Here is a 22,500-nt window from a genome sequence, read left to right as displayed (position 1 = left end):
ATGGCTGACCCTGTCCGCAATTATCAGATCTACAGCACGGCCCGTGGTGGAACGGTTGCCGATGCGTCGATCGATCAGGGCCTTCGGTCCTACATGATCAAGGTCTACAACCTGATGATGATCGGCCTCGCTCTGACCGGCGCCGTCGCATGGGGCCTTTTCAACCTGGCCGTTAGCGACGGTCAGCTTACGCAGATCGGCGCTGTTCTTTATCAGAGCCCGCTCAAATGGGTGATGGTCTTCGCCCCGCTCGCGCTGGTGTTCTTCCTGTCGTTCCGCATTCACAAGATGAGCGTGCCGGCTGCGCAGGGCACATTTTGGCTTTACGCTGCATTGGTGGGCGCATCGCTGTCGACGATTTTTCTCGTTTACACGGGCGAATCGATCGTTCGGACGTTCTTCATCACGGCATCCGCCTTCGGCGCGCTGAGCCTGTTCGGATATACGACCAAGCGTGACCTCTCCGGCTGGGGCTCGTTCCTGATTATGGGCGTGTTCGGCCTGATCATTGCCTCGATCGTTAATATCTTCCTCGGCTCATCTGCTCTGCAGTTCGCAATCTCGGTGATCGGCGTTCTGGTATTCGCTGGCCTGACTGCCTACGACACCCAGCAGATCAAGGAGATGTATTATGAGGGTGATGACGAGGTGATGTATGGCCGCAAGGCGATCATCGGCGCGCTGCGTCTGTATCTCGACTTCATCAACCTGTTCATGTTCCTGCTGCAATTCCTCGGCAATCGCGAGTAAGCAGTAGTCGGCGAGACGATAGGGGCGGTCCAGCGGGCCGCCCTTTTTTCATTCCCGATTTATTTTCCAGTCCGGCTTTTCGACGAGGATATTGTGGCCATCACCATCCGCCCCTTTGAACCCAGCGACATCTCGGCCATCGCTGCAATCTATGGCCATCACGTGATGAGCGGCTTCGGCACTTACGAGCTTGAAGCGCCGTCGGAAAATGAGATGGCCGCCCGGTTCGCCAAGCTGGTGAAAAACACCCTTCCCATACGAATTGCGTGTACCGCTGACGGCGACGTCGCGGGTTACGCCTATGCCGGTCCTTATCGAAGCGAGCGACCCGGCTGGCGCTTCACGCTGGAGGATTCCGTTTATGTCGCCCCGGACCACGTAGGACACGGCATCGGCAGCGCTCTGCTCCTCGATCTGATCAGAGTGGCCGAAAATGGCCCCTGGCGACAGATGCTCGCCGTAATCGGAGACAGCGCCAACAATGCGGCCTCGGTCGCGCTCCACCGACGCCACGGCTTCGAAATGGTTGGCACGCTGAAGGATACTGGCTGGAAGGGCGATGAGTGGCGCGACACGGCTATCATGCAACGCCCCCTCTCGCACGGCGGCGAAACCGCACCAGACCGATCGGGCATGATCGCGGAGTAGTGCGAACTAGCCTCCAGTACGAAAGGGGGCGTATCATACTGGAGGCTGCTGTTCGAAAGCGTATTCGCTTACGCGTCAGCAGCCGCACATTAACGCCTCAGCCGAACGGCGTCATCTTCCGATTCGTCAGTTTCAAACAAACTTTCGTGAACAGGCGTGATGGCTTAGCCTGACATTTGTCCGGCGCTAATCGCGGACGATTTTCAGTTGGCGGTCAAAGACCCGCAGCACCAGAGCGAGATCGTGGCCACGCTTCAGCACTTGGCCTTCGCCCGTTACCACGCTCCATTCGCCCTGCCGGCGAGCACGCTTTGGCTCTTTGACGATCTGATACAGCGGCACTTCGCGCGCCCGGCGGTAGACCGAGAAAACCGCGCAATCTGTCATGAAATCGATGGCGTAATCACGCCATTCCCCGGCCGCCACCATGAAACTGTAGAGATTGAGAATTCGCTCAAGTTCGCTTCGGTGAAAGGTGATATCCGGCTCGACCGAGCCGTTTCGGTCCCGGCGATGCGCCCCCAGATCGACGAGATTGCCCGATGGTTTGGGCTGACTCATACGTGAACCTTCTTGCTCATGAGATGCAGATTGGCGGCGCGAATGCTTCTATGCAAGCGTCAATAAACCATCCAGGACTAGCCGCTGACAATTTTCTCGCCAAGCAGACGCTCGGCGCCGATAATCGCACGCGGGCGACCGAGCCCGTCGAAGCGCTGGATCAGAAGAAAACTGTCGCCGCCATGCACTTCTATATCCGACCGGGGCAACTCGATCTGCTGGGCTTCGCCGCGCCAACGCTGCAGCGTGCGCAATTCAGCCACGACATTGACCGAAAGCGAACTGCGCCCCGCATTGTCACCGCCGGAGATGTACCGGAGACGGTCAGGTCGAGTCAGGAGAAGCAGCACCCGCACATCGCCGCTCATGTCGGCCCTTTCCGGCAATCCGATCATCACCGAATCCGGCAGGCGCTCCACCTTTATCGGCAACGTCGCGACGTCGCTTTGCGGTAACGCCTCCTCAACCAGCGAGCGCTTTCCCGCCGCCATGCTGGCGACGCCATTGACCACCACCTGCGGTGTGAAAACGCCCGTCAAACCAAAGGCGTCGCGATAGCCATATTGGCGCTGCGAAGCGGCAGGCTGACTAAGCGGATCGCTCCAGCCGCGCATATTCCAGTAATCCACGTGCCACGCGATCGCGACGGTGCGTGGCATGCGCGCTTCCCGATCCAGCAACGCATCGGCGCGCAGGCAGGCCCGGCATGCTTCCGATGTGAAGAGCTCCAGCACCCGCATCGCTGACTGGCTCTGAGCCGGATGGACGCAGAGCGTCGCGACCGACAAAGCCGTAAGAAAGAGGCGGTGAATACGGGCGGGCAACAGCGTCCTCATCATCCTGTGAGTTTGATCGCGTCGCACCGCAAGGTCAATTGCCGCCAGCCTCAATAAGCAGCCGCGACCTATTGAAGGCTGTACACATAGAATAGTCCGACGCCGATGCCGATAAGAAGCGGCCACATCCACCACGCCCTGGATGATGATGGCGCCGGCTCACCGGCATGGAGCACGGTGCCTGGCGTCGACGCTCGCGGGGCGGCAGTTGAAGCCTCGGTCCGTGTCTCTTCGGGAGTTGGCGGAGTATCGATGCGGAAAGGTCGAATGCGCTCTCCGGCGCGCCGAATTTCGCGGGCGAACTGTCCTTCTGGCACGAACGTCACCCGTTCGCCGGACTGATAGGCGGTTTCATTCGAGACGAGATCGCTGTGCTGGAAGCGGTAAGACCGGCCATCTGACCCGGCTATCCGCCCGCTCCACCAATAATCGTCGGATGAGCGATAGGTGCCTTCCAGCCGCTGATCTTCTTTCGGTTGTATCGTATCCTGCATGATGAACCTCCCGTTTCGCGGAAAGACAAGCGGCCGGGACCGCTCTTTGTCAATTGGCCTTACGTTGAGGCAGCCATCCTGCTGAAATGTTTGAGCTGTGGACGGCTCGCAGTCGAAACCTTCGCACACACCCGTTGTCATCGGACTGTTACGCGAAGCGCATAGTGGGAGGGCACTGTCAGACGGCAAGGGACGTCGCCCGCCATGAGCGAGACATCCAGAAAAGTCCGAACGCTCTTTCTTTCCGACATTCATCTTGGTGCCAAGGCGTCCAACGCCACGGCCCTGCTCGATTTTCTGCGCGAGCATCAGGCCGAGAAGATCGTTCTCGTCGGCGATATCGTCGATGGATGGAAACTGAAGCGCCATTGGCATTGGCCTCAAAGCCACAACGATGTCGTTCAGAAGCTGCTGCGACAGGCGCGCAAGGGCGTCGAGATGGTCTACGTGCCGGGCAATCACGACGAGTTCGCGCGCGACTTCCAGGGGCTGCATTTCGGCGGCATCGAAGTGATCGACCGGACAATACACGAGACGGCGGATGGGCGTCGCCTGCTGGTCATTCACGGCGACCAGTTCGACGTGGTGGTTATGAATGCCAGGCTCCTCGCCCATCTGGGCGATTGGGCTTATGTGGCCGCAATCAATCTGAACCGCTTCATCGCCATGATCCGTCGCGCCTTCGGTCTGCCTTACTGGTCGTTTTCGGCGTGGGCGAAGCTGCGGGTGAAACGCGCGGTCAACTTCATCGGCTCTTTCGAGAAGACCCTCGCCGCCGAAGCCAGAAAACAGGGTCTGGACGGCGTAATCTGCGGCCATATCCATCACGCCGCGATTGAGACCATCGACGGCGATGTGACCTATGTGAACACAGGCGATTGGGTAGAAAGCTGCACGGCAATCGTCGAGCATTTCGACGGTCGCCTCGAACTCATTCGGTGGATGGATATTCTGGCAGAAAGAGAAGCGAAAGGCCGTGCGGCCGATCTTCGCGCGCTTCCCGCGCCGAAGACGCAGAAGGCGCAAGCCGCCTGATGAGCCAAACCATTCTGATTGCGACCGACGCTGCACCGCCACAGATCAATGGCGTGGTGCGGACGATGGGAATTGTTGCCGAATGCCTCCGCGCAGCCGGCCATCGGGTCGAGAGCGTCGGTCCGTCCCGCTTCCGCAGCGTGGCCCTGCCCTCTTATCCGGAAATTCCACTCGCCTTTGCCACATCGGGCGCGATGGAAAAGATCGCGCGCGATATTCGCCCCGACCATATCCATATCGTGACCGAAGGACCGGTCGGCCGCGCCATGCGCCGGGCCTGCCTGCGCAATGGCTGGCGCTACACCAGCGCCTACCATACCCGCTTTCCGGAATATCTACGCGCGCGCCTGCCCGTTCCGATCCGCCTGAGCCACGCTGTCTTGAAGCGGTTTCATGGCAGGGGCGCGGCAACCCTTGTACCGACAGCTTCCATTGCGGCTGATCTGAAGGAGCGGGGCTATGAGCACCTTCAGGTCTGGACCCGCGGCGTCGACCGCGAGCTGTTCCGTCCCGACCGGGCGATCGAGCTCGACCTGCCCCGTCCGATTTTTCTTAACGTGGGACGTGTTGCCACGGAAAAGAACATAGAAGCCTTTCTCGGGCTCGACCTGCCTGGCACGAAACTTGTCATCGGCGACGGTCCACAACGGAAAGAACTGGAACGCCGCTTTCCGAACGCCGTGTTTCTGGGCGCGAAGAGCGGGATCGATCTCGCCGCCCATTTCGCTGCTGCCGATGTTTTCGTCTTTCCAAGCCGGACCGACACGTTCGGCCTTGTGCTGCTGGAAGCCTTGGCAAGCGGCCTGCCGGTTGCGGCCTATCCCGTTCCCGGCCCCGCCGATGTCCTAGCGGAGGCAGGCCCCGCCGCTGGCGTCTGTGACGAAGATCTCGGCAAAGCGGCGCTGGCTGCATTGAAGCTCAGCCGGGTGGAGCCGGACGACGTGCTGCAGTCCTTTAGCTGGCGGGCCTGCACCGACATCTTCCTCGATACGCTCGTACCAGCCGGTCTGGCGCCTCTCGGCTCACCCGCCGTCCAGCCAATAACGGCCTGATCACGTCGAAAAGCTCAGCCTGCCAGTTCGCGATATTTGGCAAGAATGGCATCGCCCATCTCGCTGGTGCCAACCTGCCGCGCGCCCTCGGCCATAATGTCCCCGGTGCGTATCCCGCTATCGAGCACCGCCGCGATGGCCTTCTCTACCCGATCGGCCTGTTCGACCATCTCGAAGGAGTAGCGCAGACACATGGCGAACGAAGCGATCATGGCGATAGGATTGGCCGCGCCCTGCCCGGCAATGTCAGGCGCAGAACCGTGCACGGGCTCGTAAAGCGCCTTGCGCTTGCCAGTCTTGCCGTCCGGTGCCCCAAGTGACGCCGAAGGCAGCATGCCGAGCGAACCGGTCAGCATGGCGGCGACGTCCGAGAGCATGTCGCCGAACAGATTATCGGTGACGATAACGTCAAACTGCTTGGGCCAGCGGACAAGCTGCATCCCACCGGCATCGGCGAGCATGTGAGTAAGTTCAACGTCGGAGTATCTGGCCTTATGCGTCGCAGTGACGACCTCGTTCCAGAGCACGCCGCTCTTCATCACATTGCGCTTTTCCATGGAGCAGACCTTATTGCTCCGCGTCCGCGCCAGTTCGAAGGCGACGCCTGAAATGCGCTCGATCTCGAACGTGTCGTAGACCTGCGTGTCGATACCGCGCTTCTGACCGTTACCGAGATCGACAATCTCTTTGGGCTCGCCGAAATAGACGCCGCCGGTCAGTTCGCGGACGATCAGAATATCCAGGCCTTCCACCACTTCCGGACGCAGCGAGGATGCCGACGCCAGGGCGGGATAACAGATGGCCGGGCGCAGATTGGCAAAGAGCTCCATATCCTTGCGAAGCCGCAAGAGGCCTGCTTCGGGCCGGACGTCATAGGGCACATCATCCCATTTCGGCCCGCCAACCGCGCCGAACAGCACCGCGTCCGCCGCCATGGCCTTTGCCATATCGTCTTCGGAAATGGCGGCGCCATGCGCATCATAGGCCGATCCTCCGACCAGGCCCCGATCCGTCTCGAAACCTGCGCTCTCATCGGCGTTCATCGCATCGATCAGTTTCTCGACCTCGGCCATGGCTTCCGGGCCGATACCGTCGCCGGGCAACAGAAAGAGCGTCTTGGTCATGATCGATGATCCTTGAAATTTCGAGCGGGTCGGCCAATGCCGAAGGAATGGAAAGATGCCTTTGAAGCGTGTCAGGCTCTAACGCGGGTAAGGATCGGCTGCAAGGGAGAGGCAGGCGGTCAGCGCTTTTTGGCCGTGACCTCGATCTCGACTTTCATCTCTGATTTCAAGAACCGCGAGACCTCCACAATCGTCGCTGCTGGACGGATCGTTGCGAAGACCCGGCCCGTTTCGGCAAACACCGCATCGACATCGCCCATATCCGTGACGTAGTAGGTCGCCCGCACCACATCGGCCATCGCAAAACCTGCTTCTATCAGCGCTCCTTCGATCGTGGCGAGCGCGTTCGCTGCCTGAGCGCCGACATCGCCCGGCATCGCCATTGTGGCGTAATCGTAGCCGGTGGTGCCTGCGACAAAGGCCATCTCGCCTGCTACGACAGCGCGACTGTAGCCTGCCGTTTGTTCAAACGGCGATCCGCTGGAAATCAACCGTCGTTCGGTCATCGTTTTGGATTTCCCTCAGCGCCAGCCCTCTCTTCGGTCGGAGGAGTGCTGTTCTCGGACTTTTGAAGCGTATCCGTGGGATTTTCGGGTTTGTCGTCACGGTCTTCAAGGGGCGGAATGGCGGCGACCACGTCTTCGCCGGCCTTGAATTGCACGAACAACTCTTTGGCGCGGGGCGGCCATTGCTCCAGCTCCGGCCAGATCCGTGCGATTTCGCCGTTCACGCGCGCCGCAAAAAAGGTGCCTTGATGCACACCATCGATCACGCCAAGAGCCTGAATCTGATCGCACTGGTTCGGAGCGCAACCCTGCGCCACGTGGACGCCATGCTCAGGATTGGCGACCTTTCTCCCATTTTCCAGAGCCTGGATGACACCGAAAAGCTGATCGCCGAGCGCTGCCGTCGCCTGTCCGTAAACAGCGGCGTTCTCCATAAGCTGGCGAACCGAGAGACCGCGGTCCGGCAACTGGTCCCAGCCGGAGCCGGGGACCGGCGCGAAGGCAAGATCGGCGGCGATCGCAAAACCGCCTTCTGCCGTCCAGCGCACCATGGGGTTGACCTGGCCTGGCGCGATCCGATCGGAAAAGAAATAAAGGGCGTTGCTGGTGACCGCCGGCTCGTCCGTACCGCAGATGAATGGCGGTGTGCCGCCGCGGACAGTACCGCTCGGATCTTGCCAGACGATCACGAAAAATCCGTTGCAGGGTGCCGCCGAATCGGCATTTGCACCCATCGCATAGATCGCTATCGGCGCGCCGCCCACATTGAACTGGCGAAGAAGCTGGGCTGACAGATCGCGCGCGATCTCGCCTTCATTGAAGAATACGGCCTTTTCCCCGTCGATCGACCGGACAGAAAGCGTCCCGTTCGCGAAAGGAACAGCGCTGACCGGCTCGCCCGGCAAATCCAGGCTCGCGGGCTTTGTCTTCTTTTGCGCCGCATCGCTGTCCGCCTCTTTCGATACGTCAGCATCCTTTTGCGCCGCGGCTGGAGCAGCAATCGAAGCTATCGCAGCCATCAGTGCGATTTGCGCCAGACGCCGTGGCATCCTTGCCTCCACAAGCAATTGGTCATTCTACCCTTAGCGGCAAAAGCCCTGCGTCGCCAATAGCGTGATACCCAGCTTGGAACTGTTCTGTGGACCACTCGTTGGCCTGCCTCGGACTTTACAGGTGGGACAATGCAAAAACGATTCGAAAACAAGACTGTCATCGTGACCGGGGCCTCATCCGGTATCGGCGAGGCCACCGCTTTGCGATTTGGGCGGGAGGGCGCCAATCTCGTCCTGGCCGCCCGTTCCGAGATGACTGATCTGGTGAATCGGATCGGCAGCGACCGGGCTATCGCGGTCCAGACGGATGTATCCAAAGAAGATCAGGTCGAAGCCTTGATCGGCCGGGCGATCGAGTGCTTTGGCCAGATCGACGTCCTCGTCAACAATGCAGGAATGGGTTTGGGTGGCGCACCGGAAGAGACGGCGACCGACGATTGGCGCAAAGTCATGTCAGTCAACGTCGACAGCATATTCTACGCCTGCCGCGCCGCAATACCCCATCTTGAGAAAACGGGAGGTTGCATCGTGAACACGAGTTCGGTTTCCGGAATAGGCGGTGACTGGGGCATGAGCCCCTATAACGCCAGCAAAGGCGCTGTGACCAACTACACACGCGCATTGGCGCTGGATTTGGCGAGCCGCGGAATGCGGGTCAACGCCGTTTGTCCGTCCTTTACCAAGACCTCCATGACGAAGGGTATGGAGGAAAAAACCGAGCTGATGCAACGCTTCGCCGAGCGTCTTCCGATGGGTCGCGCCGCCGAACCCGAGGAGGTCGCAAGCGTTATCGCCTTTCTGGTGTCGGACGATGCCCGCTACGTCAATGGCGTCCTGCTTCCGGTTGATGGCGGCCTGTCGGCAAGCAATGGCCAGCCGCCGCTCGATGGTCGCTTCGACTGAGACAGATAGTTAGGTCGAGCGCGGCGCTCAGGCCCAGGGTCGACGATCCGCCAGCCCGCTTTCAAACGTGCTGATCGCCGCTTCCTTCTGCAGGGTCTCGCCAATATCGTCGAGACCATTCAGGAGACGCTCCTTGCGATCCGGGTCCATATCGAAATTGATCGTTCCGCCATCGGGTCCACGGACTTCCTGTGTTTCCAGATCGACCGTCAGCGTGGCGTTGGCGCCGCGTTCGGCGTCATCCATCAGCTTTTCCAGATCCTCTTCGGAAACGACGATGGGCAGAATGCCGTTCTTGAAGCAATTATTGTAGAAAATATCGGCAAATTCCGTCGAGATGACACAGCGGATGCCGAAGTCGAGCAAGGCCCAGGGCGCATGTTCGCGAGAAGAGCCGCAGCCGAAATTGTTGCCCGCGACCAGGATCTGCGCATTTCGGTAGGCGGGCTTGTTCAGGACGAAATCCGGGTTCTCGGTTCCGTCTTCATTGAAGCGCATCTCGGCGAAAAGTCCGCGACCCAGACCGGTCCGCTTGATCGTTTTCAGATAATCCTTCGGGATGATCATATCCGTATCGACATTGACGACGGGAAGCGGCGCGGCAACGCCGGTCAGCGTGGTGAATTTATCCATTTGAAATCGGCCTTCTCGGGTCGGAACCCATTCATTTGGTGATGGACTTAGCAAAGCGCGGACCTTCCGAAAAGACCAAATGGCCGCTCATCTCTTGCATGTCTCGCATTGCGAAAGGAAAACTATCCTCATGAAAGCTGATTCGCCCAAGCCCGTTCCACCATCGAGCGCCACCCTGTTCGTCCCGGCGTCGAACGAACGCGCCCTGAAAAAGCTTGTCGAATTGTCTCCCGACGCCGTCATTTACGACCTCGAAGACGCCGTGTCGCCAGACCGCAAGGGCGATGCGCGCGAAATGCTGCGCGACCATTTCCGGTCGCATCGAACGGCCCCATTCTATCGCGTCATACGCATGAACCCCCTCGCAGGGCCGCACGGCACGGAAGACATGCTGGCCGCTGTCGCCTGCCTCCCTGACGCCATCCTGTTGCCGAAAGTGGAAGAACCGGCAGATATTCTTGCCCTCTCCGAGGCGTTGGGGTCGATCAGCAATGCGGCTGCCTTTCGCATCTGGGCGATGATCGAAACGCCACGGGGCATGATGAACCTGTCGGTCATTGCCGAGCTTGGCCGCGCGCCCGCTGCGCGGCTCTCCGCTCTCGTCGCCGGCACCAACGATCTCGTAGCGATGAGCGGCATCGCTCCCGGATCGGAACGAGTCAATCTCACCGGCTTTCTGGCCCAGATGGTTATGGCCGCGCGGGCCGGCGGCATATCGGTGCTCGATGGCGTCTTCAACGACATCGCCGATCGGGATGGCTTCGAGGCGGAATGCCGTCAGGCAGCCGCCCTCGGCTTCGACGGCAAGACATTGATCCATCCGGCGCAGATCGAAACAGCCCGAAAAGCGTTCACGCCCACCGAAGAGGACCAGCGCCGGGCCAGACGGATTGTCGACGCCTTTGCCGATCCCGCCAATGCGGGCAAGGCCGTCATCACGGTAGACGGCCAGATGATCGAATATCTGCACAGAGACGCCGCGCTTCGCCTTCTCCGACGCGCGGGCCAGACCGCGCCAGACGACAGAAAGGATTTATGATGCAGCTCTACCGCGTCTTGACCGGACCGGATGACTCCAGCTTCTGCCATCGTGTGAGCGAGGCCTTGTCCAAGGGCTGGCAATTGCATGGCAATCCCGCCTACGGGCACGATCCGGTCGCCGGCTCGATGCGTGTCGCCCAGGCTGTGATCAAGACGGTGGAGGGCGCCGAATATTCTCCCGACATGAAGTTGGGAGAGCAATAGCTGCGATATCGGACCGGATGGGTTTCGATGTCGGCAAACCAACCTGACGAACCACTTCAGCCAATGTGACGGCGATGCCTTACAGAACATTTGCAACGGACGATGTTGTCGATTTCTATGAAGTGACGAGTGCGGATATCGCAGCCGCACCGACCATGTACAGTCTTCTCAAATTGATGAAGACGATCGTCGATTTTTATCGATGGCGATATTTCATCGTGCTCCATCTGCCCGAAAGCGGCGACGATACTCTGTCCGAGTTGACCCTGCTGACCAATTGGGATCCGGAACTGATCCGCGCCTACGACTCCCATAATCTGGCGAAAAGCAGCCCGATCTTCAGCCGAATGCGTGGAACGACGCTACCGATTGTCTACGATATGAAGACGGTGAAGGCTTTGCCCGAAAGTCTCTTCGCCGGGCAGTTGTTCGAGAAGTTTGGTCACCACAACGGCGTCTATTTTCCGACGGTCACGCCCAACGGCCATCGCGGCGCGGTCGGATTTGGCGGGCAGCGAGAAGAAATGCCGGCCCATGAAAGCGCCGGCCTGGCCTATCTCAGCGTCCAGATTTTCGAACGCGTCACGCAGCTCAATATGGGCACGCAGGCCGCATTGGGAGGACCGCGTCTGTCGGAAAAAGAACTCGACTGCATCCGTCTCACGGCCTCCGGCAAGACATCGGCTGAAACGGCAGTGCTTCTCGGTACGACCGCCAATACGGTAAACCATCATCTGGCGTCGGCATCTGACAAGCTGGAAACGCTGAACAAAGCACATACTGTCGCGAAATCGCTGCGCCTCGGCTTGATCGATTGACGCCGGACTTGACCTCCGGTCGGTGCGTTACATGCCTGGATCGGCGCTCGTCTCGATGCGCATCATGTCGTCATCCGACAAGCCGAAATGATGGCCGATTTCGTGAATCAGAACGTGTGTGATGATATCGCCTAACGTCTCTTCGTTTTCCGACCAATAGTCCAGAATCGCGCGGCGATAGAGGGTGACACGGTTCGGGCCCTCGCCAGTCTGCGGATTCCAGCGCTCCGCAATGCCCCGACCTTCGAAAAGGCCGAGCAGGTCGAACGGCGTTTCCATCGCCAGATGATCCATGATCTCTTCTTCGGGAAACTCCGCGACCGAAATCAGAACCTGTCCGGACAGTTCGCGAAAGCGTGACGGAAGATGGGCATAGGCCTGCTGCGCCAGAAGTTCTATCTCCTCCAGCGAAGGCGAATGTCTGCCTGCCCAGTCTCCAGTTCGATCGATACGTGCCATGGCCGCAAGCCTATAGGCAATCGGCCGGAGCGAGGAAAGGGCGTCGGGACGGTAAAGCCATGCAATGGTCCTTGGTAGATGGCGGCCGGATCGGACTTACTCGGGCGCTAAGGCGGACCATTGCGAAGCGCTGCGCCAGTTTCGTCAGCCGGCACAGGCTCATCGTCTGCAAGGAGCCGCGCTTCCGACGGCAGGAGAATGGCCACGCCGCCGCGTACCGGATAGGCCAGCTTGGCAGCCGTCGAGATCAATTCGCCAGCCTTATCGTCATAACGCAGAGGCGCTTTGGTTAGCGGACAGACCAGAATGTCGAGCATACGCCGATCCGGCTTTTCCGCCGAGGGGGGCATACGAGCGCCCTGTCGATCCGAATCTCTCATCTGCTGCCTCTTCAGATCGCCATTCATTCGGACGCGACAAGTATCGCGCCTATTGCAGGCTGTTGCCACCCTGCCCTTCCGGCACCTTTGCCAGCAAGAGTTCGGTGATGGCGATCAGTGTCTGCGCGCGTGTTTTCAGGTCAGGCGCTTCCAGGAGCGCCTGCTTCTCCGCTGGCCCGTAGGGCGACATCATCGACAGGACATTGACGAGGGTCTGCGTACTTGCCTGTTCGACGCTCGGCCAGTCCACCTCCATATCGTTGGCGTCGACGAAAGAGCGAAAAGCGCCGATCAGCGCTTGCCGGTCGACGGCGCTGCGATCGTCATCCTGCAGATCGGCTGCAAAAGCAGTGAAGGCCGCGCGGCGATAGGGACGGCTCGGTTTTTCCACCTCGCTGCCCAAGCGAAATCGGCAGACCCCGTGCAGAGTGATAAGGTAGCGGCCATCTCCGCTTTCGGTGAAGGAGACGATCCGCCCAAGGCAGCCAACCGGGGTGAGCATGGGTTCGTCGTCAGCGCGGCGGCTTCCATCCAGCGCCGGCTGGATCATGCCGATCAGCCGTTCGCCCGACATCGCAGCTTCGACCATCTCCAGATAGCGCGGCTCGAAAATATTGAGCGGCATACGCCCGCCGGGAAGCAGAAGGGCGCCCGAAAGCGGAAAGATCGGGACGCAGTCAGGCAGTTCGTCCGCACTGCGATAGTTCCGGTTGCCGGCCTGCATCTTATCGCCGCTCCATGCCCACGAGCCAAAAACGCGGCCCAGAGCAGCATCTGGCGCAGATGGCTATCATCTCAAGCATGCTGAACGATAAGAGGGTCAGGCGAATAGCATGGAAGAGAGCTTGCGCCGCGCCTGCGCCACGACCGGCTCCTTCGGTCCCCATGCCTCAAAAAAGGACAGAAGCTGCGTCCGGGCCTCGCCATCTCGCCAGTCGCGGTCACGCCGGATGATGTCCAGCAGGTGATCCGCCGCCGCCTGGCGGTTGCCTCGCGCGTTTTCGATCGCGGCCAAATCGCAGCGCGCCTGATGATCGTTCGGATCCTTATCCAATCGCGCAGCGAGCGATACCGGATCGCCGAGTGCTGCCACCTCTTCTTCAAGCGCAATGCGTTTGCGAAGCATGGAAAGGCCCTCCAGATCGCTGTCCTCCGGCAGATCGGCGATCATGGCGCTGGCCTCATCCTTTTGGCCTGCATCCCAGAGAAGTCCGGCAAGCGCCACCAACGCTTCGCCGTGCTCCGGCGCCCGCTGCAATATGGCCGAATAGACCTGCATGGCCTGTTCGATCTCACCGCTCGTCTCAGCTTCGCGCGCCATTTCCATGGCCTGCTCTATCGGATCAGTGGGCGCACCGTCCGCTTTCGGCAGCCGGGCAACGAAAGCCTTGATCTCGCTTTCCGGCAGAGCGCCCATGAAACCGTCAACAGGCCGCCCGCCTACAAACGCGAAAACGGCAGGAATGGACTGTACGCCGAGTTGCCCGGCAATGGCGGGGTGTTCGTCGATATTCATCTTCATCAGCCGAAGAGCGCCCTTGGCTTCGCGAACCACCTTTTCGAGCGTCGGGCCGAGCTGGCGGCAGGGTCCACACCAGGGCGCCCAGAAATCGACCAGAACCGGCACCTGTTTCGAAGGCTCGATGACATCCTGCGCGAAGCTGGCCGTTGTCGTATCGCCGATCAGGTCGCCGCTGGCCGCATCAGCGTCTGCTGTGCCTCCGGAAAGGTCCAAAAATCCGTCGCTCGCACTCATGATCAACTCCCGCGGCCTTCGACTAGTCGCTCCTTATAGAGGGCTTGCATCCTCCACATTCAAGATGAGCGGATCGTGACCGCACGCCTTCATCACGCTCATCAGATCGGCTGGCCGCAAGCTTGTCGTCGCTTCATTGGTCAAGGGATGGCAATGCACCAGATTAGCCGCCAGTAGCGCTTCGTCGATTACGAAGCGCACATCGTCGGGACTTGCGTTGAACGCGGCCAGCGCCGTGACGGAACCGGGCGTGACACCAAGCAGCGCCTCCATCTTCTCGGCCGAACCAAAGGAAAGCCGCCCTTGCGCGCCGATATGGCGATGAAGCCCCTTCAAATCGAGTTCGGCATCATCGCGAACCGTCACGAGGAAGTAACGGCTCTTCTTGTCCTTCAAAAAAAGATTTTTCGTATGACCTTTTGAGTCGCCCCGATCGGCTCTGCTTTCCTCCACCGTGAAATGCGGCCGGTGCCAATGGGTCTCGGCGGCAACACCGAGCGCAGCCAGCCTTTCAAGAGCGGGTGCGGCGCGCTGGCGCGCTTCGGCCGATGGTTCGATATCGGTCATTTCGCTCATCCTTCGCTTCATTGCCCGTTCTCTTCGAGATCACCCACGCGTCGTCGGAGGTCAAGGCGGAGCGGCGTATGACAACGTATTCGGCAGATCGACGCGCCGTTGATGATTTTTCCTGTTGCAATCGTTCGGCGGTTCGGCGATATAGCGCGCGTTCACGCCATCGCGATGGCGCGCAATGTGATGAGCGGGTGTAGCTCAGGGGTAGAGCACAACCTTGCCAAGGTTGGGGTCGTGGGTTCGAATCCCATCGCCCGCTCCATTTTCCGAACATACGAAAAGCCGCGGACTACCGCGGCTTTTGTCGTTTCAAGGTCATCGCGACAGGCGAACCTGTTCCGGCAGTATCGTATCAGGGACGACGGCGTCTTACGACCATAATTATATCCTACGCATCACCGGACCGACAGGTGTAGGGGTCGAAAATCTATACCCTCAAAAGAGGCCGTCCATTTCTGGCCAACTCTTATCGGCATGGCCTCGGTCAAGGTACCGGTCGTAACCAGTTCTCCCGCTTGCAATGGCTGGCATCCGGCGTAATTCTCGAGTTCGGCAATCAGATAGACAAGAGCCTGCAGCGGTCCGCCCAAAACGTCCGCGCCCGATCCTAGCCGTGTCACACCGTCATCGCACGAAAGACATGTCGTGAATGTCGATAGCGCCTTTATTCGGTCGGACAAGTTTTTGCCGATTGGCATAGGCTCGCCGACAAACAGCGCGGCATGGACGCCATAGGCTGCTGCGGCATCCGCAGCCGCGAAATCCCAGTTCGGAAAGATGGAGAACACGATCTCAAATCCGGGCGCTGCCCAATCAATGCATTCGGCAACCTCCGCTACGCTCATGCCAGGCGCCGGCCTCTTGCTCAGATGCAGTACCACCTCCGGTTCGATTTTTGCTTCCGGCAGTGTGCGGGCATCTATCGATGCCTCCCCGACACCAGTTTCGATAACGGTTGAATCGAAGACGTAATTCCAGATCGGCGCCGAAATGCCTTTCGATTTCCAGATAGCTCTGTTGGTGAAGCCAATTTTCCGCCCGACCGACTTGTCTCCTCTCTCGGCGCGCAAGTGGCGGACGTTCTCAACGACACGATAAGCTTCGGTAAGTCCGAAATCCTGATAGCGCTGTGAAAACGGACGGGTTTGTTTCCCCGAATCGAGCAGGGACATCAGCTCCTGACTGACTTGCTCCACTACGACTGACGATTTCCCCATAGCGCTCCCCGGTCTTATCATTTGTGCGCAGGTTCAGCGGAAACATAGCCCCTCGCCGTCCGGTTTTTCCGCTAGTCCGTGACCGCACCCTCTTCATCCTTCGGCATGCGCATACGACTGCGGATCAGGCCACCGACAAGAATGGGCAGAACGAAGCCGGCAATGGCGATGGCCCAGAGCGTGATCGCCAGTGGCGATCCGACCAGTGTCATGTAGTCGCCATTGGAGATATTCACCGCCCGGCGGAAATTCACCTCCATCTCATTACCGAGCAACGTACCGAGAATCACCGGCACGAGCGGCACGTCCAACTTGCGCAGCACCCATCCCATGATCCCGAATCCGACCATGACCAGCAGATCGAAGCTCGAACCCGAAATGCCGTAAATGCCAACAAAGGACACCATTGCGACAATGGGCATGAGAATGCGCGGCGGCACCAGAAGGACTCGCGTAAAGAGGCCCACCATCGGAATATTCATGGCGAGTAGCATGATGTTGCCGATAAAAAGCGCGGCGATCAGGCCCCAGACGACATCCGGGTTCTGCGAGAAGAGGAGTGGGCCGGGGGTGATGTTGAGCGCCAGCAAAACAGCCAGCAGCACAGCCGTGGTGCCCGATCCGGGTACGCCAAGCGCCAGCATCGGCACGAGCGCGCCGCCCGCGGCGGCATTGTTGCCGGCCTCCGGCGCGGCCACGCCGCGCGGATCGCCCTTGCCGAAGGTGCCTTTTCGGTCCACCAGACGCTTTTCCATCGAGTAGGAGATGAATGAGCCGAGCGAAGCGCCCGCACCCGGCAGAACCCCGGCGATAAAGCCGAGTCCGGTTGTCCGCAGCATCGTCGGCGTGCAGGAACGGATCAGCGCCCAGGACGGAATAATCTTGCCGATCTCCATTTTCGGCTTGTCGGAAATGTCGCGGTCAGTGCCGCGATGCTCAAGGAAGATGAACACTTCCGATAACGCGAAGAGACCGACAATGGCGACCAGGAAGTCTATGCCGTCATAGAGATGCACCTCGCCGAAGGTGAAGCGAGGCACACCCGTCTGCGTATCGACGCCGATCATTGCGAGACCGAGGCCAAGGGCCGCTGCGAAGGCCGATTTCGCCTGATTGGTCGATGAGATGCCGCCAAGCGTTGCAAATGCCAGTGCGAACAGCGCGAAATATTCGGCGGGTCCGAATAAAAGCGCCACCTTCACCAGTTGCGGCGCCAGAAAAACCAGACCCCAGGTGGCGAAGAAAGCGCCGACGAAGGATGCGACCCCGGACAGCGCCAAGGCCTCGCCAGCCCGCCCCTGCTGGGCCATGGGATAGCCGTCGAGGCAGGTCATCATGGCCGGCTCGTCACCGGGAATGTTCAGCAGAATCGATGAAATGCGCCCGCCATACATCGCGCCGTAATAGACAGATGTCAGCAGAATGAGCGAGGGCGTCGCGCCGAGACCGAGCGTGAAGGCCAGCGGAATGAGAATGGCTACACCGTTGGATGGGCCGAGGCCCGGCAGCGCGCCCATGATCGTGCCGAGAAAGCAGCCAAGCAGCGCCAGACCGATATTCTGCCAGGTCAGTGCAACGACGAAACCGTCCGCGAGAGAAGAAAGAAGTTCCATCGATCTGCCCCTAGAAACCGAATGGGCCGCGGGCCAGCGAAAGGCCGAGCACCAGGCGGAAAATGACGTAAATGCCGACCGAGGTGCCGACGCCGATAATCAGACTCTCGATGATTTTCGAGCCAAGCCGCCAGGTCAGATAGGTGGCGGCGATGGCGGTCGAGATGAGAAAGCCGGCCACTGGCAGGAGTTCGGCATAAGCTGCGAGCACCAGCGCGGCGAGGCCGATTTCGGCCAGCCGACCGGCGTGCGGCCAGTGGGGTTCGGGGTCAGGCTTGAGCAGGAAATAGATCGATGACAGTCCCATCATCGCGGCGATGATGAAGGGAAACATTTTCGGCCCGACAGTATCGGTCAGGAAGCTTTCCTGAATGATTGCGGCCTGCCAGGCATAGATGAGGGCGAGAACCAGCCCGATTCCACCGAAAATCCGGTCACTCATTCGATCCTCCCGATCAAACGATGAAGGGTGCGGACCCCCGACACTAAAGGCGGGGATCCGTTATCGCATATGAATTACTGCAGGATGCCGATCTCTTTGGAAAGATCGGTGATTTCCTGCACGGAGTCCGACACGAAGGACTGGAACTCGTCGCCCTGCAGGTCGAGCGGCGCCAGACCGTTGGCCTCCATGATGGCCTTCCACTCATCGGAATCATAAAGCGTGCCGATGGCATTGACCCAATAGTTGTAGGCATCGTCGCTCATATTGCCGGGAGCGTAGAAACCGCGCCAGTTGGCGCCGATCGCGTCGATGCCCTGCTCCTTGGCGGTCTTGAACTCGGCAAATTCGCCTTCCAGCCGCTCGGGCGCCAGAACGGCGATGACCTTGATATCGCCGGAATCGACGAAGCCCTTGGCTTCGGACAGGTCACCGGTAAATGCCTGAAGCGAACCCGCCAGCAATTGCGTCACGGCCTCGCCGCCACCTGCGAAGGCGATATATTTGACCTGCCGAACGTCCTCGACGCCAGCCTTCTGCGCTGCGATGAGCACTTTCAGATGGTCCCATCCACCGACAGCCGAACCGCCGCCGATTGAAACGGACGTTGGATCGGCCTTGATCTTGTCCATCAGCTCCGGCAGCGTTTCGATTTCGCTGTCCGCCGCAACGGCGATAACGCCGTAATCGGCGCCGATCGCGCCAAGCCAGCGAACCTGATCCATCGTATTGCCGGGGAAGGCATTCTGCGCCAGACGTGTCGCCGTGGCAGACGACGCGGCGACAATCAGATCATTATCGTCATTGCGCTTATTGACGACCTCGGCAAAGGCAACGCCGCCGCCACCGCCGGACAGGTTCACGACCTGCATGGTGGACGGAATAAGATCGAGGTCCTGCAGGGATTTACCGACCTGGCGGCAGGTGAAATCCCAGCCGCCCCCGGGATTGGCCGGCGCGATACATTCGGGATTTTCCGGCGTGAAGTCCTGGGCCGTCGCGGCCATAGGCGTGAATAGAAGGGCAGCGGCAGCCAGCAGGCTGCGCCCTGTGATCGAAAAGCTCATGATTTCTCCTCCAAACAAGTCCGGCCAGCCGTCTCCAGCAACCGGATATCGAAAGCTATCACGGCAAGCTGTCACCAACCTATCATGCCGGAACGGCCCGCACTTTCGCGCATCCGGCAGGCGGCGTAGTGTGGGCAGGGAGGAGTGCTGAAACGCATGCGCGTTCTGATCGTAGAGGATGCGGCGGATGTCGCCGAAGCCGTCGCCGCCAGTCTGGAGCGCGCCGGCTTCGCTTGCGATATCGCGCCCGATCTTTCGCGCGCAGCGGGTTTTGTCGAAGTTCAGACCTTCGACGTACTGGTGCTCGACATCAACCTGCCGGACGGAGACGGCCGTGATTTTCTGCGTGACCTCCGGCGGCGGGGCGACCGGACCCCGGTCCTTATGCTGACCGCGCGGTTCGAAGTAACGGCAAGGGTCGATGCGCTGGACGAAGGTGCAGACGATTATCTGGTCAAACCCTTCGATCTGCGCGAACTGGAAGCGCGCGTTCGGGTGCTGACACGGCGCAATCACGGCATGGCGGACAGCCAGATCGTCCTCGGGCGGCTGACAGTGGATATGGCAGGCCAGACCGTCCGCTGCGATGGCGCTCTGGTTCCGATGACCCGGCGCGAAATGGCCCTTCTCAACCTGCTCATGGCCCATCGCGGGCAGATCATGTCGAAGGAACGCCTCTTCGAAGGGCTTTTCTCCTTCGACAGCGCCGATGTCGGTCTGAATACGGTGGAGCTCTATGTTGCAAGGCTGCGCAAGAAGCTGGCCGGTGCCGACGTCGCCATCGAGACCCATCGCGGCCTGGGATACCGGCTGGATGTCGCCGATGGGTAGTATTTTCCGATTGCCGCAAAACCTTTCTCTGAAGAGCCGTGTCGCACTGGCAATGGCGACCGTTCTCATTGTCGGCGGCGTTGTGGTGCTGGTCGCGGCGTTGGCCTATGGACGTCAGGCAGCGCGCGAAGCCTATGACCGGCTTCTGGTCGGCGCAGCCAGTGACATCGCTGAATCGATCACCATTCGAAATGGTGCGGCTTTGGTGGATATGCCGGTTTCGGCCTTCGAACTGCTGGCGCTCGCGCCGGACGATCGCATTGTCTATCGCGTGCTCGACGACGACGGCCGGACTCTTACTGGCTATGAAAATACCCCACTGCCTCGAAAATCGGGTGAAACGACGTTCTATGACAGCGAATTCGGCGGCGAGGCGGCGCGCTATGTCAGCCTGACACGGCGCTTCGCGGAACGCAGCTTTTCCGGGTCGGTTCAGGTCATTGTCGGGCAAACCCTGCGTGCGCGCCAGCAACTTGCCCGTGACATCGCCCAGAATGCGCTGCTGGTTCTCGGCGCCGCCGGCGCGGCGATGGCGCTGTTTGCCTGGCTTGTCATGCAGTCCGCTCTGCGCCCCCTGCCCCGGATCGGCGAAGCACTCAGAAAGCGCGATCCGACGGATCTCACGCCTATCGACCTCGCAGCGCCGTCCGAAATCGGGTCACTCATCGCGTCATTGAATGGCTTCATGGCGCGTCTGGACCGGCAAATGCAGTCGAACCGCCATTTGATCGGCGATGCAGCCCATCAACTCCGCACTCCCGTTGCGGCGATCCGCGCACACGCTCAACTCGCTTTGGAAGAACCCGATACCGAGCGCCGCTCTCGAATGGTCAAGCGCATACACGACCGGGCCGTCGGGCTGAGCCATCTGCTCGACCAAATGCTGAATCACGCAATGATCATTCACCGCGCCGACACGGCGCCACGCGACCTTGTCGATCTGCGCAATGTGGCGGTCGAAGCTTTTGAAGCCAATGAACCGGCCATTCTCGCACCGTCCAATGTCGTGGCGCTCGACCTACCTGACGACCCCGTGACGGTGCGCGGCGATTCGCTGTCGCTGGCCGAAGCGGCGAAGAACCTGCTCGGCAACGCCTTGTCTCATGGCCAACCGCCTGTCCGTATCGGCGTGCGAGACGGTGTGCAGGCCGAATTATGGGTCCGCGACGCCGGCGAAGGACCACCGGAAACGATCAGGACCGATCCAGCGACCCGCTTCGCTGGAGACCGCACCAATGGAGGCAGCGGGCTGGGACTTGCAATTGCTCAGGCGGTCGCGACCGTTCATGACGGATCGATCCGGATGAGCGCAGACGATGACGGTTTCGAAGCGGCGATGGTCTTGCCGAAAGAATGCTCATGATCCGTCTATTATTTCTGGCTCTGATCGTCCTTCTGCCCATTGGTGCGGCGGCCCAGGAATTAACGGGTTCCTTTGGACCGAACGAAGCACGGCAAAAACTGACCATCCGGTCGACGACCGATCTTGAAGTAATGGGGCCCGTTGTCGAAAGCTATCTTTTCGGCAGGCCCGATTTGCGGATCGATTACGAACAGTGGGGATCGAACGACCTCTACGAACTCACCGCCTCCGATTGCAAAAGAGACCTGGCGGGCGCCGGAATCGTCATTAGCTCCGCCGTCCACCAGATGGTGCGCCTCGTCAATGATGGCTGTGCCAAGACCTACCGATCGGCCATGACAGCCGCTCTTCCGGATCAGCTGCGCTGGCGCGATCAGCTATGGGGCATTTCACGCGAACCGGCCGTCATCGTCTATAATCGCAAGCTCGTTCCGGCCGGCGAGGTGCCGCGCTCACGATTCGATCTGCTGGACCTGCTAAGGCCCGAAGACAGCCGGTATCGTGGCCGAGTTGCGACGTACGACATCGAAACATCCGGACTTGGCTATCTGCTTGCCTTTGCGGATTCACTGGAGGCCTCCACATTTGGCGGGTTGATGGAATCCTTCGGGCGTAGCGGTGCGGTCGCAACCTGCTGCTCTGCGGAAATCATCGATGCGGTAATCGAAGGCCGGTTTCTGCTCGCCTATAACGTTCTCGGCTCCTACGCGCTGGCGCGTGCGCAGAATGAAAACCGGCTGGGTGTCGTCGCACCGAAGGACTATACGCTCATCCTGTCACGCGGCGCGATGATTCCGAAAAATAATCGTGCGACAGGGGAAGCATCGGCTTTTCTGGAATTTCTATTATCAGCGGCGGGCCGCGCCTCTCTGGAAGAGGCCCTTCTTCTTGTGCGGCTGGACGAAGATGAGGGCGCGCTTCTGGAGTCGCCGGACGACACCCAGACGATACAGCGCCCGATCGCCCTGTCACCTGCGCTTCTAATCGCGCTCGACAGGCACAAACGCGGCCTCTTTCGCGAGCGGTGGCGCGCGGCCTTTCCGATCAGTCCCTGAAAACATTGAACAATATCTCGTCGCATCAACGGACAGTTCGTCACGGCGTAACGATGTTCGCCTATTCTTTTCGCTCCCGCTTCGCTT

At 60.1% G+C, this 22,500-nt stretch carries 27 protein-coding genes and 1 tRNA gene; 12 read left to right on the top strand and 16 right to left on the bottom strand.

The window, feature by feature from the left end; genetic code table 11:
- Window positions 1-750: a Bax inhibitor-1/YccA family protein gene (locus NIM86_RS06890; protein WP_253380313.1), complete on the top strand. Its 750-nt coding sequence runs from the start codon at window positions 1-3 to the stop codon at window positions 748-750.
- A 93-nt stretch (window positions 751-843) separates the two neighbouring features.
- The gene (locus NIM86_RS06885; RefSeq protein WP_253380310.1) at window positions 844-1,398 is read left to right on the top strand and encodes a GNAT family N-acetyltransferase; all 555 of its coding nucleotides are present in this window, start codon (window positions 844-846) and stop codon (window positions 1,396-1,398) included.
- Between the two features lie 186 nt (window positions 1,399-1,584).
- Here the strand turns inward: NIM86_RS06885 and NIM86_RS06880 are convergent, their stop codons facing one another.
- The 3 genes from NIM86_RS06880 to NIM86_RS06870 form a co-directional block, all read right to left on the bottom strand.
- Window positions 1,585-1,959, bottom strand: a complete 375-nt coding sequence (locus NIM86_RS06880) for a DUF2794 domain-containing protein (protein WP_253380308.1) — start codon at window positions 1,957-1,959, stop codon at window positions 1,585-1,587.
- Between the two features lie 77 nt (window positions 1,960-2,036).
- The gene (locus tag NIM86_RS06875; protein ID WP_253380306.1) at window positions 2,037-2,783 is read right to left on the bottom strand and encodes a DUF1223 domain-containing protein; all 747 of its coding nucleotides are present in this window, start codon (window positions 2,781-2,783) and stop codon (window positions 2,037-2,039) included.
- Between the two features lie 80 nt (window positions 2,784-2,863).
- A complete protein-coding gene (locus NIM86_RS06870) occupies window positions 2,864-3,289 on the bottom strand; it encodes a hypothetical protein (RefSeq protein WP_253380304.1) in 426 nt (141 codons plus the stop codon).
- Between the two features lie 204 nt (window positions 3,290-3,493).
- On the opposite strand from NIM86_RS06870, the gene NIM86_RS06865 reads away from it, so the two are divergent.
- Window positions 3,494-4,324, top strand: a complete 831-nt coding sequence (locus NIM86_RS06865) for a UDP-2,3-diacylglucosamine diphosphatase (RefSeq protein WP_253380302.1) — start codon at window positions 3,494-3,496, stop codon at window positions 4,322-4,324.
- Window positions 4,324-5,376, top strand: a complete 1,053-nt coding sequence (locus NIM86_RS06860; RefSeq protein WP_253380300.1) for a glycosyltransferase family 1 protein — start codon at window positions 4,324-4,326, stop codon at window positions 5,374-5,376. Before NIM86_RS06865 ends, NIM86_RS06860 begins: the two co-directional genes overlap by 1 nt.
- Before the next feature lie 14 nt (window positions 5,377-5,390).
- Here the strand turns inward: NIM86_RS06860 and leuB are convergent, their stop codons facing one another.
- The 3 genes from leuB to NIM86_RS06845 form a co-directional block, all read right to left on the bottom strand.
- Window positions 5,391-6,500 carry a 3-isopropylmalate dehydrogenase gene (gene leuB / locus NIM86_RS06855; protein WP_256478342.1) on the bottom strand — a complete coding sequence of 370 codons (1,110 nt, stop codon included), beginning with the start codon at window positions 6,498-6,500 and terminating at the stop codon, window positions 5,391-5,393.
- A 119-nt stretch (window positions 6,501-6,619) separates the two neighbouring features.
- The gene (locus NIM86_RS06850; RefSeq protein ID WP_253380298.1) at window positions 6,620-7,006 is read right to left on the bottom strand and encodes a RidA family protein; all 387 of its coding nucleotides are present in this window, start codon (window positions 7,004-7,006) and stop codon (window positions 6,620-6,622) included.
- A complete protein-coding gene (locus NIM86_RS06845) occupies window positions 7,003-8,055 on the bottom strand; it encodes a hypothetical protein (RefSeq protein ID WP_253380296.1) in 1,053 nt (350 codons plus the stop codon). Before NIM86_RS06845 ends, NIM86_RS06850 begins: the two co-directional genes overlap by 4 nt.
- Before the next feature lie 132 nt (window positions 8,056-8,187).
- Between NIM86_RS06845 and NIM86_RS06840 the strand changes: the two genes are divergently transcribed.
- A complete protein-coding gene (locus NIM86_RS06840; RefSeq protein WP_253380294.1) occupies window positions 8,188-8,961 on the top strand; it encodes an SDR family NAD(P)-dependent oxidoreductase in 774 nt (257 codons plus the stop codon).
- Between the two features lie 27 nt (window positions 8,962-8,988).
- Here the strand turns inward: NIM86_RS06840 and leuD are convergent, their stop codons facing one another.
- Complete coding sequence (leuD, locus tag NIM86_RS06835) at window positions 8,989-9,594, bottom strand: 3-isopropylmalate dehydratase small subunit (protein ID WP_253380292.1); 606 nt, start codon at window positions 9,592-9,594, stop codon at window positions 8,989-8,991.
- Between the two features lie 130 nt (window positions 9,595-9,724).
- Here leuD and NIM86_RS06830 point away from each other — a divergent pair, with 130 nt between their 5' ends.
- The 3 genes from NIM86_RS06830 (at window position 9,725) to NIM86_RS06820 (ending at window position 11,657) form a co-directional block, all read left to right on the top strand.
- Window positions 9,725-10,633 carry a CoA ester lyase gene (locus NIM86_RS06830; protein WP_253380290.1) on the top strand — a complete coding sequence of 303 codons (909 nt, stop codon included), beginning with the start codon at window positions 9,725-9,727 and terminating at the stop codon, window positions 10,631-10,633.
- Window positions 10,633-10,839, top strand: coding sequence for a DUF1737 domain-containing protein (locus NIM86_RS06825; RefSeq protein WP_253380763.1), 207 nt, complete (start codon window positions 10,633-10,635; stop codon window positions 10,837-10,839). The genes NIM86_RS06830 and NIM86_RS06825 overlap by 1 nt, the downstream gene beginning before the upstream one ends.
- 74 nt (window positions 10,840-10,913) lie before the next feature.
- Window positions 10,914-11,657, top strand: a complete 744-nt coding sequence (locus tag NIM86_RS06820; RefSeq protein WP_253380288.1) for a helix-turn-helix transcriptional regulator — start codon at window positions 10,914-10,916, stop codon at window positions 11,655-11,657.
- A 27-nt stretch (window positions 11,658-11,684) separates the two neighbouring features.
- Here NIM86_RS06820 and NIM86_RS06815 read toward each other — a convergent pair whose 3' ends face one another.
- The 5 genes from NIM86_RS06815 to NIM86_RS06795 all read right to left on the bottom strand — a co-directional run bounded on the left by NIM86_RS06815 (window position 11,685) and on the right by NIM86_RS06795 (window position 14,819).
- Window positions 11,685-12,116: a metallopeptidase family protein gene (locus NIM86_RS06815; RefSeq protein ID WP_253380286.1), complete on the bottom strand. Its 432-nt coding sequence runs from the start codon at window positions 12,114-12,116 to the stop codon at window positions 11,685-11,687.
- A 107-nt stretch (window positions 12,117-12,223) separates the two neighbouring features.
- Window positions 12,224-12,466: a Trm112 family protein gene (locus tag NIM86_RS06810; protein WP_253380761.1), complete on the bottom strand. Its 243-nt coding sequence runs from the start codon at window positions 12,464-12,466 to the stop codon at window positions 12,224-12,226.
- Between the two features lie 79 nt (window positions 12,467-12,545).
- Window positions 12,546-13,220: an LON peptidase substrate-binding domain-containing protein gene (locus tag NIM86_RS06805; protein ID WP_253380284.1), complete on the bottom strand. Its 675-nt coding sequence runs from the start codon at window positions 13,218-13,220 to the stop codon at window positions 12,546-12,548.
- A gap of 96 nt (window positions 13,221-13,316) precedes the next feature.
- The gene (locus tag NIM86_RS06800) at window positions 13,317-14,252 is read right to left on the bottom strand and encodes a co-chaperone YbbN (protein WP_253380282.1); all 936 of its coding nucleotides are present in this window, start codon (window positions 14,250-14,252) and stop codon (window positions 13,317-13,319) included.
- Between the two features lie 33 nt (window positions 14,253-14,285).
- The gene (locus tag NIM86_RS06795) at window positions 14,286-14,819 is read right to left on the bottom strand and encodes a prolyl-tRNA synthetase associated domain-containing protein (protein ID WP_253380280.1); all 534 of its coding nucleotides are present in this window, start codon (window positions 14,817-14,819) and stop codon (window positions 14,286-14,288) included.
- Window positions 14,820-15,012: 193 nt separating this feature from the next.
- Between NIM86_RS06795 and NIM86_RS06790 the strand changes: the two genes are divergently transcribed.
- Window positions 15,013-15,087, top strand: a tRNA-Gly gene (locus NIM86_RS06790).
- 133 nt (window positions 15,088-15,220) lie between these two features.
- Here NIM86_RS06790 and NIM86_RS06785 read toward each other — a convergent pair.
- The 4 genes from NIM86_RS06785 to NIM86_RS06770 all read right to left on the bottom strand — a co-directional run bounded on the left by NIM86_RS06785 (window position 15,221) and on the right by NIM86_RS06770 (window position 19,164).
- Complete coding sequence (locus tag NIM86_RS06785) at window positions 15,221-15,997, bottom strand: 2-keto-4-pentenoate hydratase (RefSeq protein WP_253380278.1); 777 nt, start codon at window positions 15,995-15,997, stop codon at window positions 15,221-15,223.
- A 116-nt stretch (window positions 15,998-16,113) separates the two neighbouring features.
- A complete protein-coding gene (locus NIM86_RS06780; protein ID WP_253380276.1) occupies window positions 16,114-17,655 on the bottom strand; it encodes a tripartite tricarboxylate transporter permease in 1,542 nt (513 codons plus the stop codon).
- A gap of 10 nt (window positions 17,656-17,665) precedes the next feature.
- Window positions 17,666-18,097, bottom strand: coding sequence for a tripartite tricarboxylate transporter TctB family protein (locus NIM86_RS06775; RefSeq protein ID WP_253380273.1), 432 nt, complete (start codon window positions 18,095-18,097; stop codon window positions 17,666-17,668).
- 74 nt (window positions 18,098-18,171) lie between these two features.
- Window positions 18,172-19,164: a tripartite tricarboxylate transporter substrate binding protein gene (locus tag NIM86_RS06770; protein ID WP_253380271.1), complete on the bottom strand. Its 993-nt coding sequence runs from the start codon at window positions 19,162-19,164 to the stop codon at window positions 18,172-18,174.
- A 156-nt stretch (window positions 19,165-19,320) separates the two neighbouring features.
- Between NIM86_RS06770 and NIM86_RS06765 the strand changes: the two genes are divergently transcribed.
- The 3 genes from NIM86_RS06765 to NIM86_RS06755 are packed head-to-tail and all read left to right on the top strand — an operon-like array spanning window position 19,321 to window position 22,413.
- Window positions 19,321-19,995, top strand: a complete 675-nt coding sequence (locus NIM86_RS06765) for a response regulator transcription factor (RefSeq protein WP_253380269.1) — start codon at window positions 19,321-19,323, stop codon at window positions 19,993-19,995.
- The gene (locus tag NIM86_RS06760) at window positions 19,988-21,358 is read left to right on the top strand and encodes a sensor histidine kinase (RefSeq protein WP_253380267.1); all 1,371 of its coding nucleotides are present in this window, start codon (window positions 19,988-19,990) and stop codon (window positions 21,356-21,358) included. The genes NIM86_RS06765 and NIM86_RS06760 overlap by 8 nt, the downstream gene beginning before the upstream one ends.
- The gene (locus NIM86_RS06755) at window positions 21,355-22,413 is read left to right on the top strand and encodes an ABC transporter substrate-binding protein (protein WP_253380265.1); all 1,059 of its coding nucleotides are present in this window, start codon (window positions 21,355-21,357) and stop codon (window positions 22,411-22,413) included. The genes NIM86_RS06760 and NIM86_RS06755 overlap by 4 nt, the downstream gene beginning before the upstream one ends.
- Window positions 22,414-22,500: the final 87 nt, after the last annotated feature.

The organism is Notoacmeibacter sp. MSK16QG-6, from assembly GCF_024158145.1.
Taxonomy (GTDB): Bacteria; Pseudomonadota; Alphaproteobacteria; order Rhizobiales; family Rhizobiaceae; genus Notoacmeibacter.
This window is presented reverse-complemented; position numbering and strand designations above follow the sequence as displayed.

What these genes read in the sequence shown, in the direction of transcription:
- NIM86_RS06890 (WP_253380313.1), top strand. Translation starts at nt 1, where the DNA reads ATGGCTGACCCTGTCCGCAATTATCAGATCTACAGCACGGCCCGTGGT.
- NIM86_RS06880 (WP_253380308.1), bottom strand. Translation starts at nt 1,959, where the DNA reads ATGAGTCAGCCCAAACCATCGGGCAATCTCGTCGATCTGGGGGCGCAT.
- NIM86_RS06870 (WP_253380304.1), bottom strand. Translation starts at nt 3,289, where the DNA reads ATGCAGGATACGATACAACCGAAAGAAGATCAGCGGCTGGAAGGCACC.
- NIM86_RS06865 (WP_253380302.1), top strand. Translation starts at nt 3,494, where the DNA reads ATGAGCGAGACATCCAGAAAAGTCCGAACGCTCTTTCTTTCCGACATT.
- NIM86_RS06860 (WP_253380300.1), top strand. Translation starts at nt 4,324, where the DNA reads ATGAGCCAAACCATTCTGATTGCGACCGACGCTGCACCGCCACAGATC.
- leuB (WP_256478342.1), bottom strand. Translation starts at nt 6,500, where the DNA reads ATGACCAAGACGCTCTTTCTGTTGCCCGGCGACGGTATCGGCCCGGAA.
- NIM86_RS06850 (WP_253380298.1), bottom strand. Translation starts at nt 7,006, where the DNA reads ATGACCGAACGACGGTTGATTTCCAGCGGATCGCCGTTTGAACAAACG.
- NIM86_RS06845 (WP_253380296.1), bottom strand. Translation starts at nt 8,055, where the DNA reads ATGCCACGGCGTCTGGCGCAAATCGCACTGATGGCTGCGATAGCTTCG.
- NIM86_RS06840 (WP_253380294.1), top strand. Translation starts at nt 8,188, where the DNA reads ATGCAAAAACGATTCGAAAACAAGACTGTCATCGTGACCGGGGCCTCA.
- leuD (WP_253380292.1), bottom strand. Translation starts at nt 9,594, where the DNA reads ATGGATAAATTCACCACGCTGACCGGCGTTGCCGCGCCGCTTCCCGTC.
- NIM86_RS06830 (WP_253380290.1), top strand. Translation starts at nt 9,725, where the DNA reads ATGAAAGCTGATTCGCCCAAGCCCGTTCCACCATCGAGCGCCACCCTG.
- NIM86_RS06825 (WP_253380763.1), top strand. Translation starts at nt 10,633, where the DNA reads ATGCAGCTCTACCGCGTCTTGACCGGACCGGATGACTCCAGCTTCTGC.
- NIM86_RS06820 (WP_253380288.1), top strand. Translation starts at nt 10,914, where the DNA reads ATGCCTTACAGAACATTTGCAACGGACGATGTTGTCGATTTCTATGAA.
- NIM86_RS06815 (WP_253380286.1), bottom strand. Translation starts at nt 12,116, where the DNA reads ATGGCACGTATCGATCGAACTGGAGACTGGGCAGGCAGACATTCGCCT.
- NIM86_RS06810 (WP_253380761.1), bottom strand. Translation starts at nt 12,466, where the DNA reads ATGCCCCCCTCGGCGGAAAAGCCGGATCGGCGTATGCTCGACATTCTG.
- NIM86_RS06805 (WP_253380284.1), bottom strand. Translation starts at nt 13,220, where the DNA reads ATGCAGGCCGGCAACCGGAACTATCGCAGTGCGGACGAACTGCCTGAC.
- NIM86_RS06800 (WP_253380282.1), bottom strand. Translation starts at nt 14,252, where the DNA reads ATGAGTGCGAGCGACGGATTTTTGGACCTTTCCGGAGGCACAGCAGAC.
- NIM86_RS06795 (WP_253380280.1), bottom strand. Translation starts at nt 14,819, where the DNA reads ATGACCGATATCGAACCATCGGCCGAAGCGCGCCAGCGCGCCGCACCC.
- NIM86_RS06785 (WP_253380278.1), bottom strand. Translation starts at nt 15,997, where the DNA reads ATGTCCCTGCTCGATTCGGGGAAACAAACCCGTCCGTTTTCACAGCGC.
- NIM86_RS06780 (WP_253380276.1), bottom strand. Translation starts at nt 17,655, where the DNA reads ATGGAACTTCTTTCTTCTCTCGCGGACGGTTTCGTCGTTGCACTGACC.
- NIM86_RS06775 (WP_253380273.1), bottom strand. Translation starts at nt 18,097, where the DNA reads ATGAGTGACCGGATTTTCGGTGGAATCGGGCTGGTTCTCGCCCTCATC.
- NIM86_RS06770 (WP_253380271.1), bottom strand. Translation starts at nt 19,164, where the DNA reads ATGAGCTTTTCGATCACAGGGCGCAGCCTGCTGGCTGCCGCTGCCCTT.
- NIM86_RS06765 (WP_253380269.1), top strand. Translation starts at nt 19,321, where the DNA reads ATGCGCGTTCTGATCGTAGAGGATGCGGCGGATGTCGCCGAAGCCGTC.
- NIM86_RS06760 (WP_253380267.1), top strand. Translation starts at nt 19,988, where the DNA reads ATGGGTAGTATTTTCCGATTGCCGCAAAACCTTTCTCTGAAGAGCCGT.
- NIM86_RS06755 (WP_253380265.1), top strand. Translation starts at nt 21,355, where the DNA reads ATGATCCGTCTATTATTTCTGGCTCTGATCGTCCTTCTGCCCATTGGT.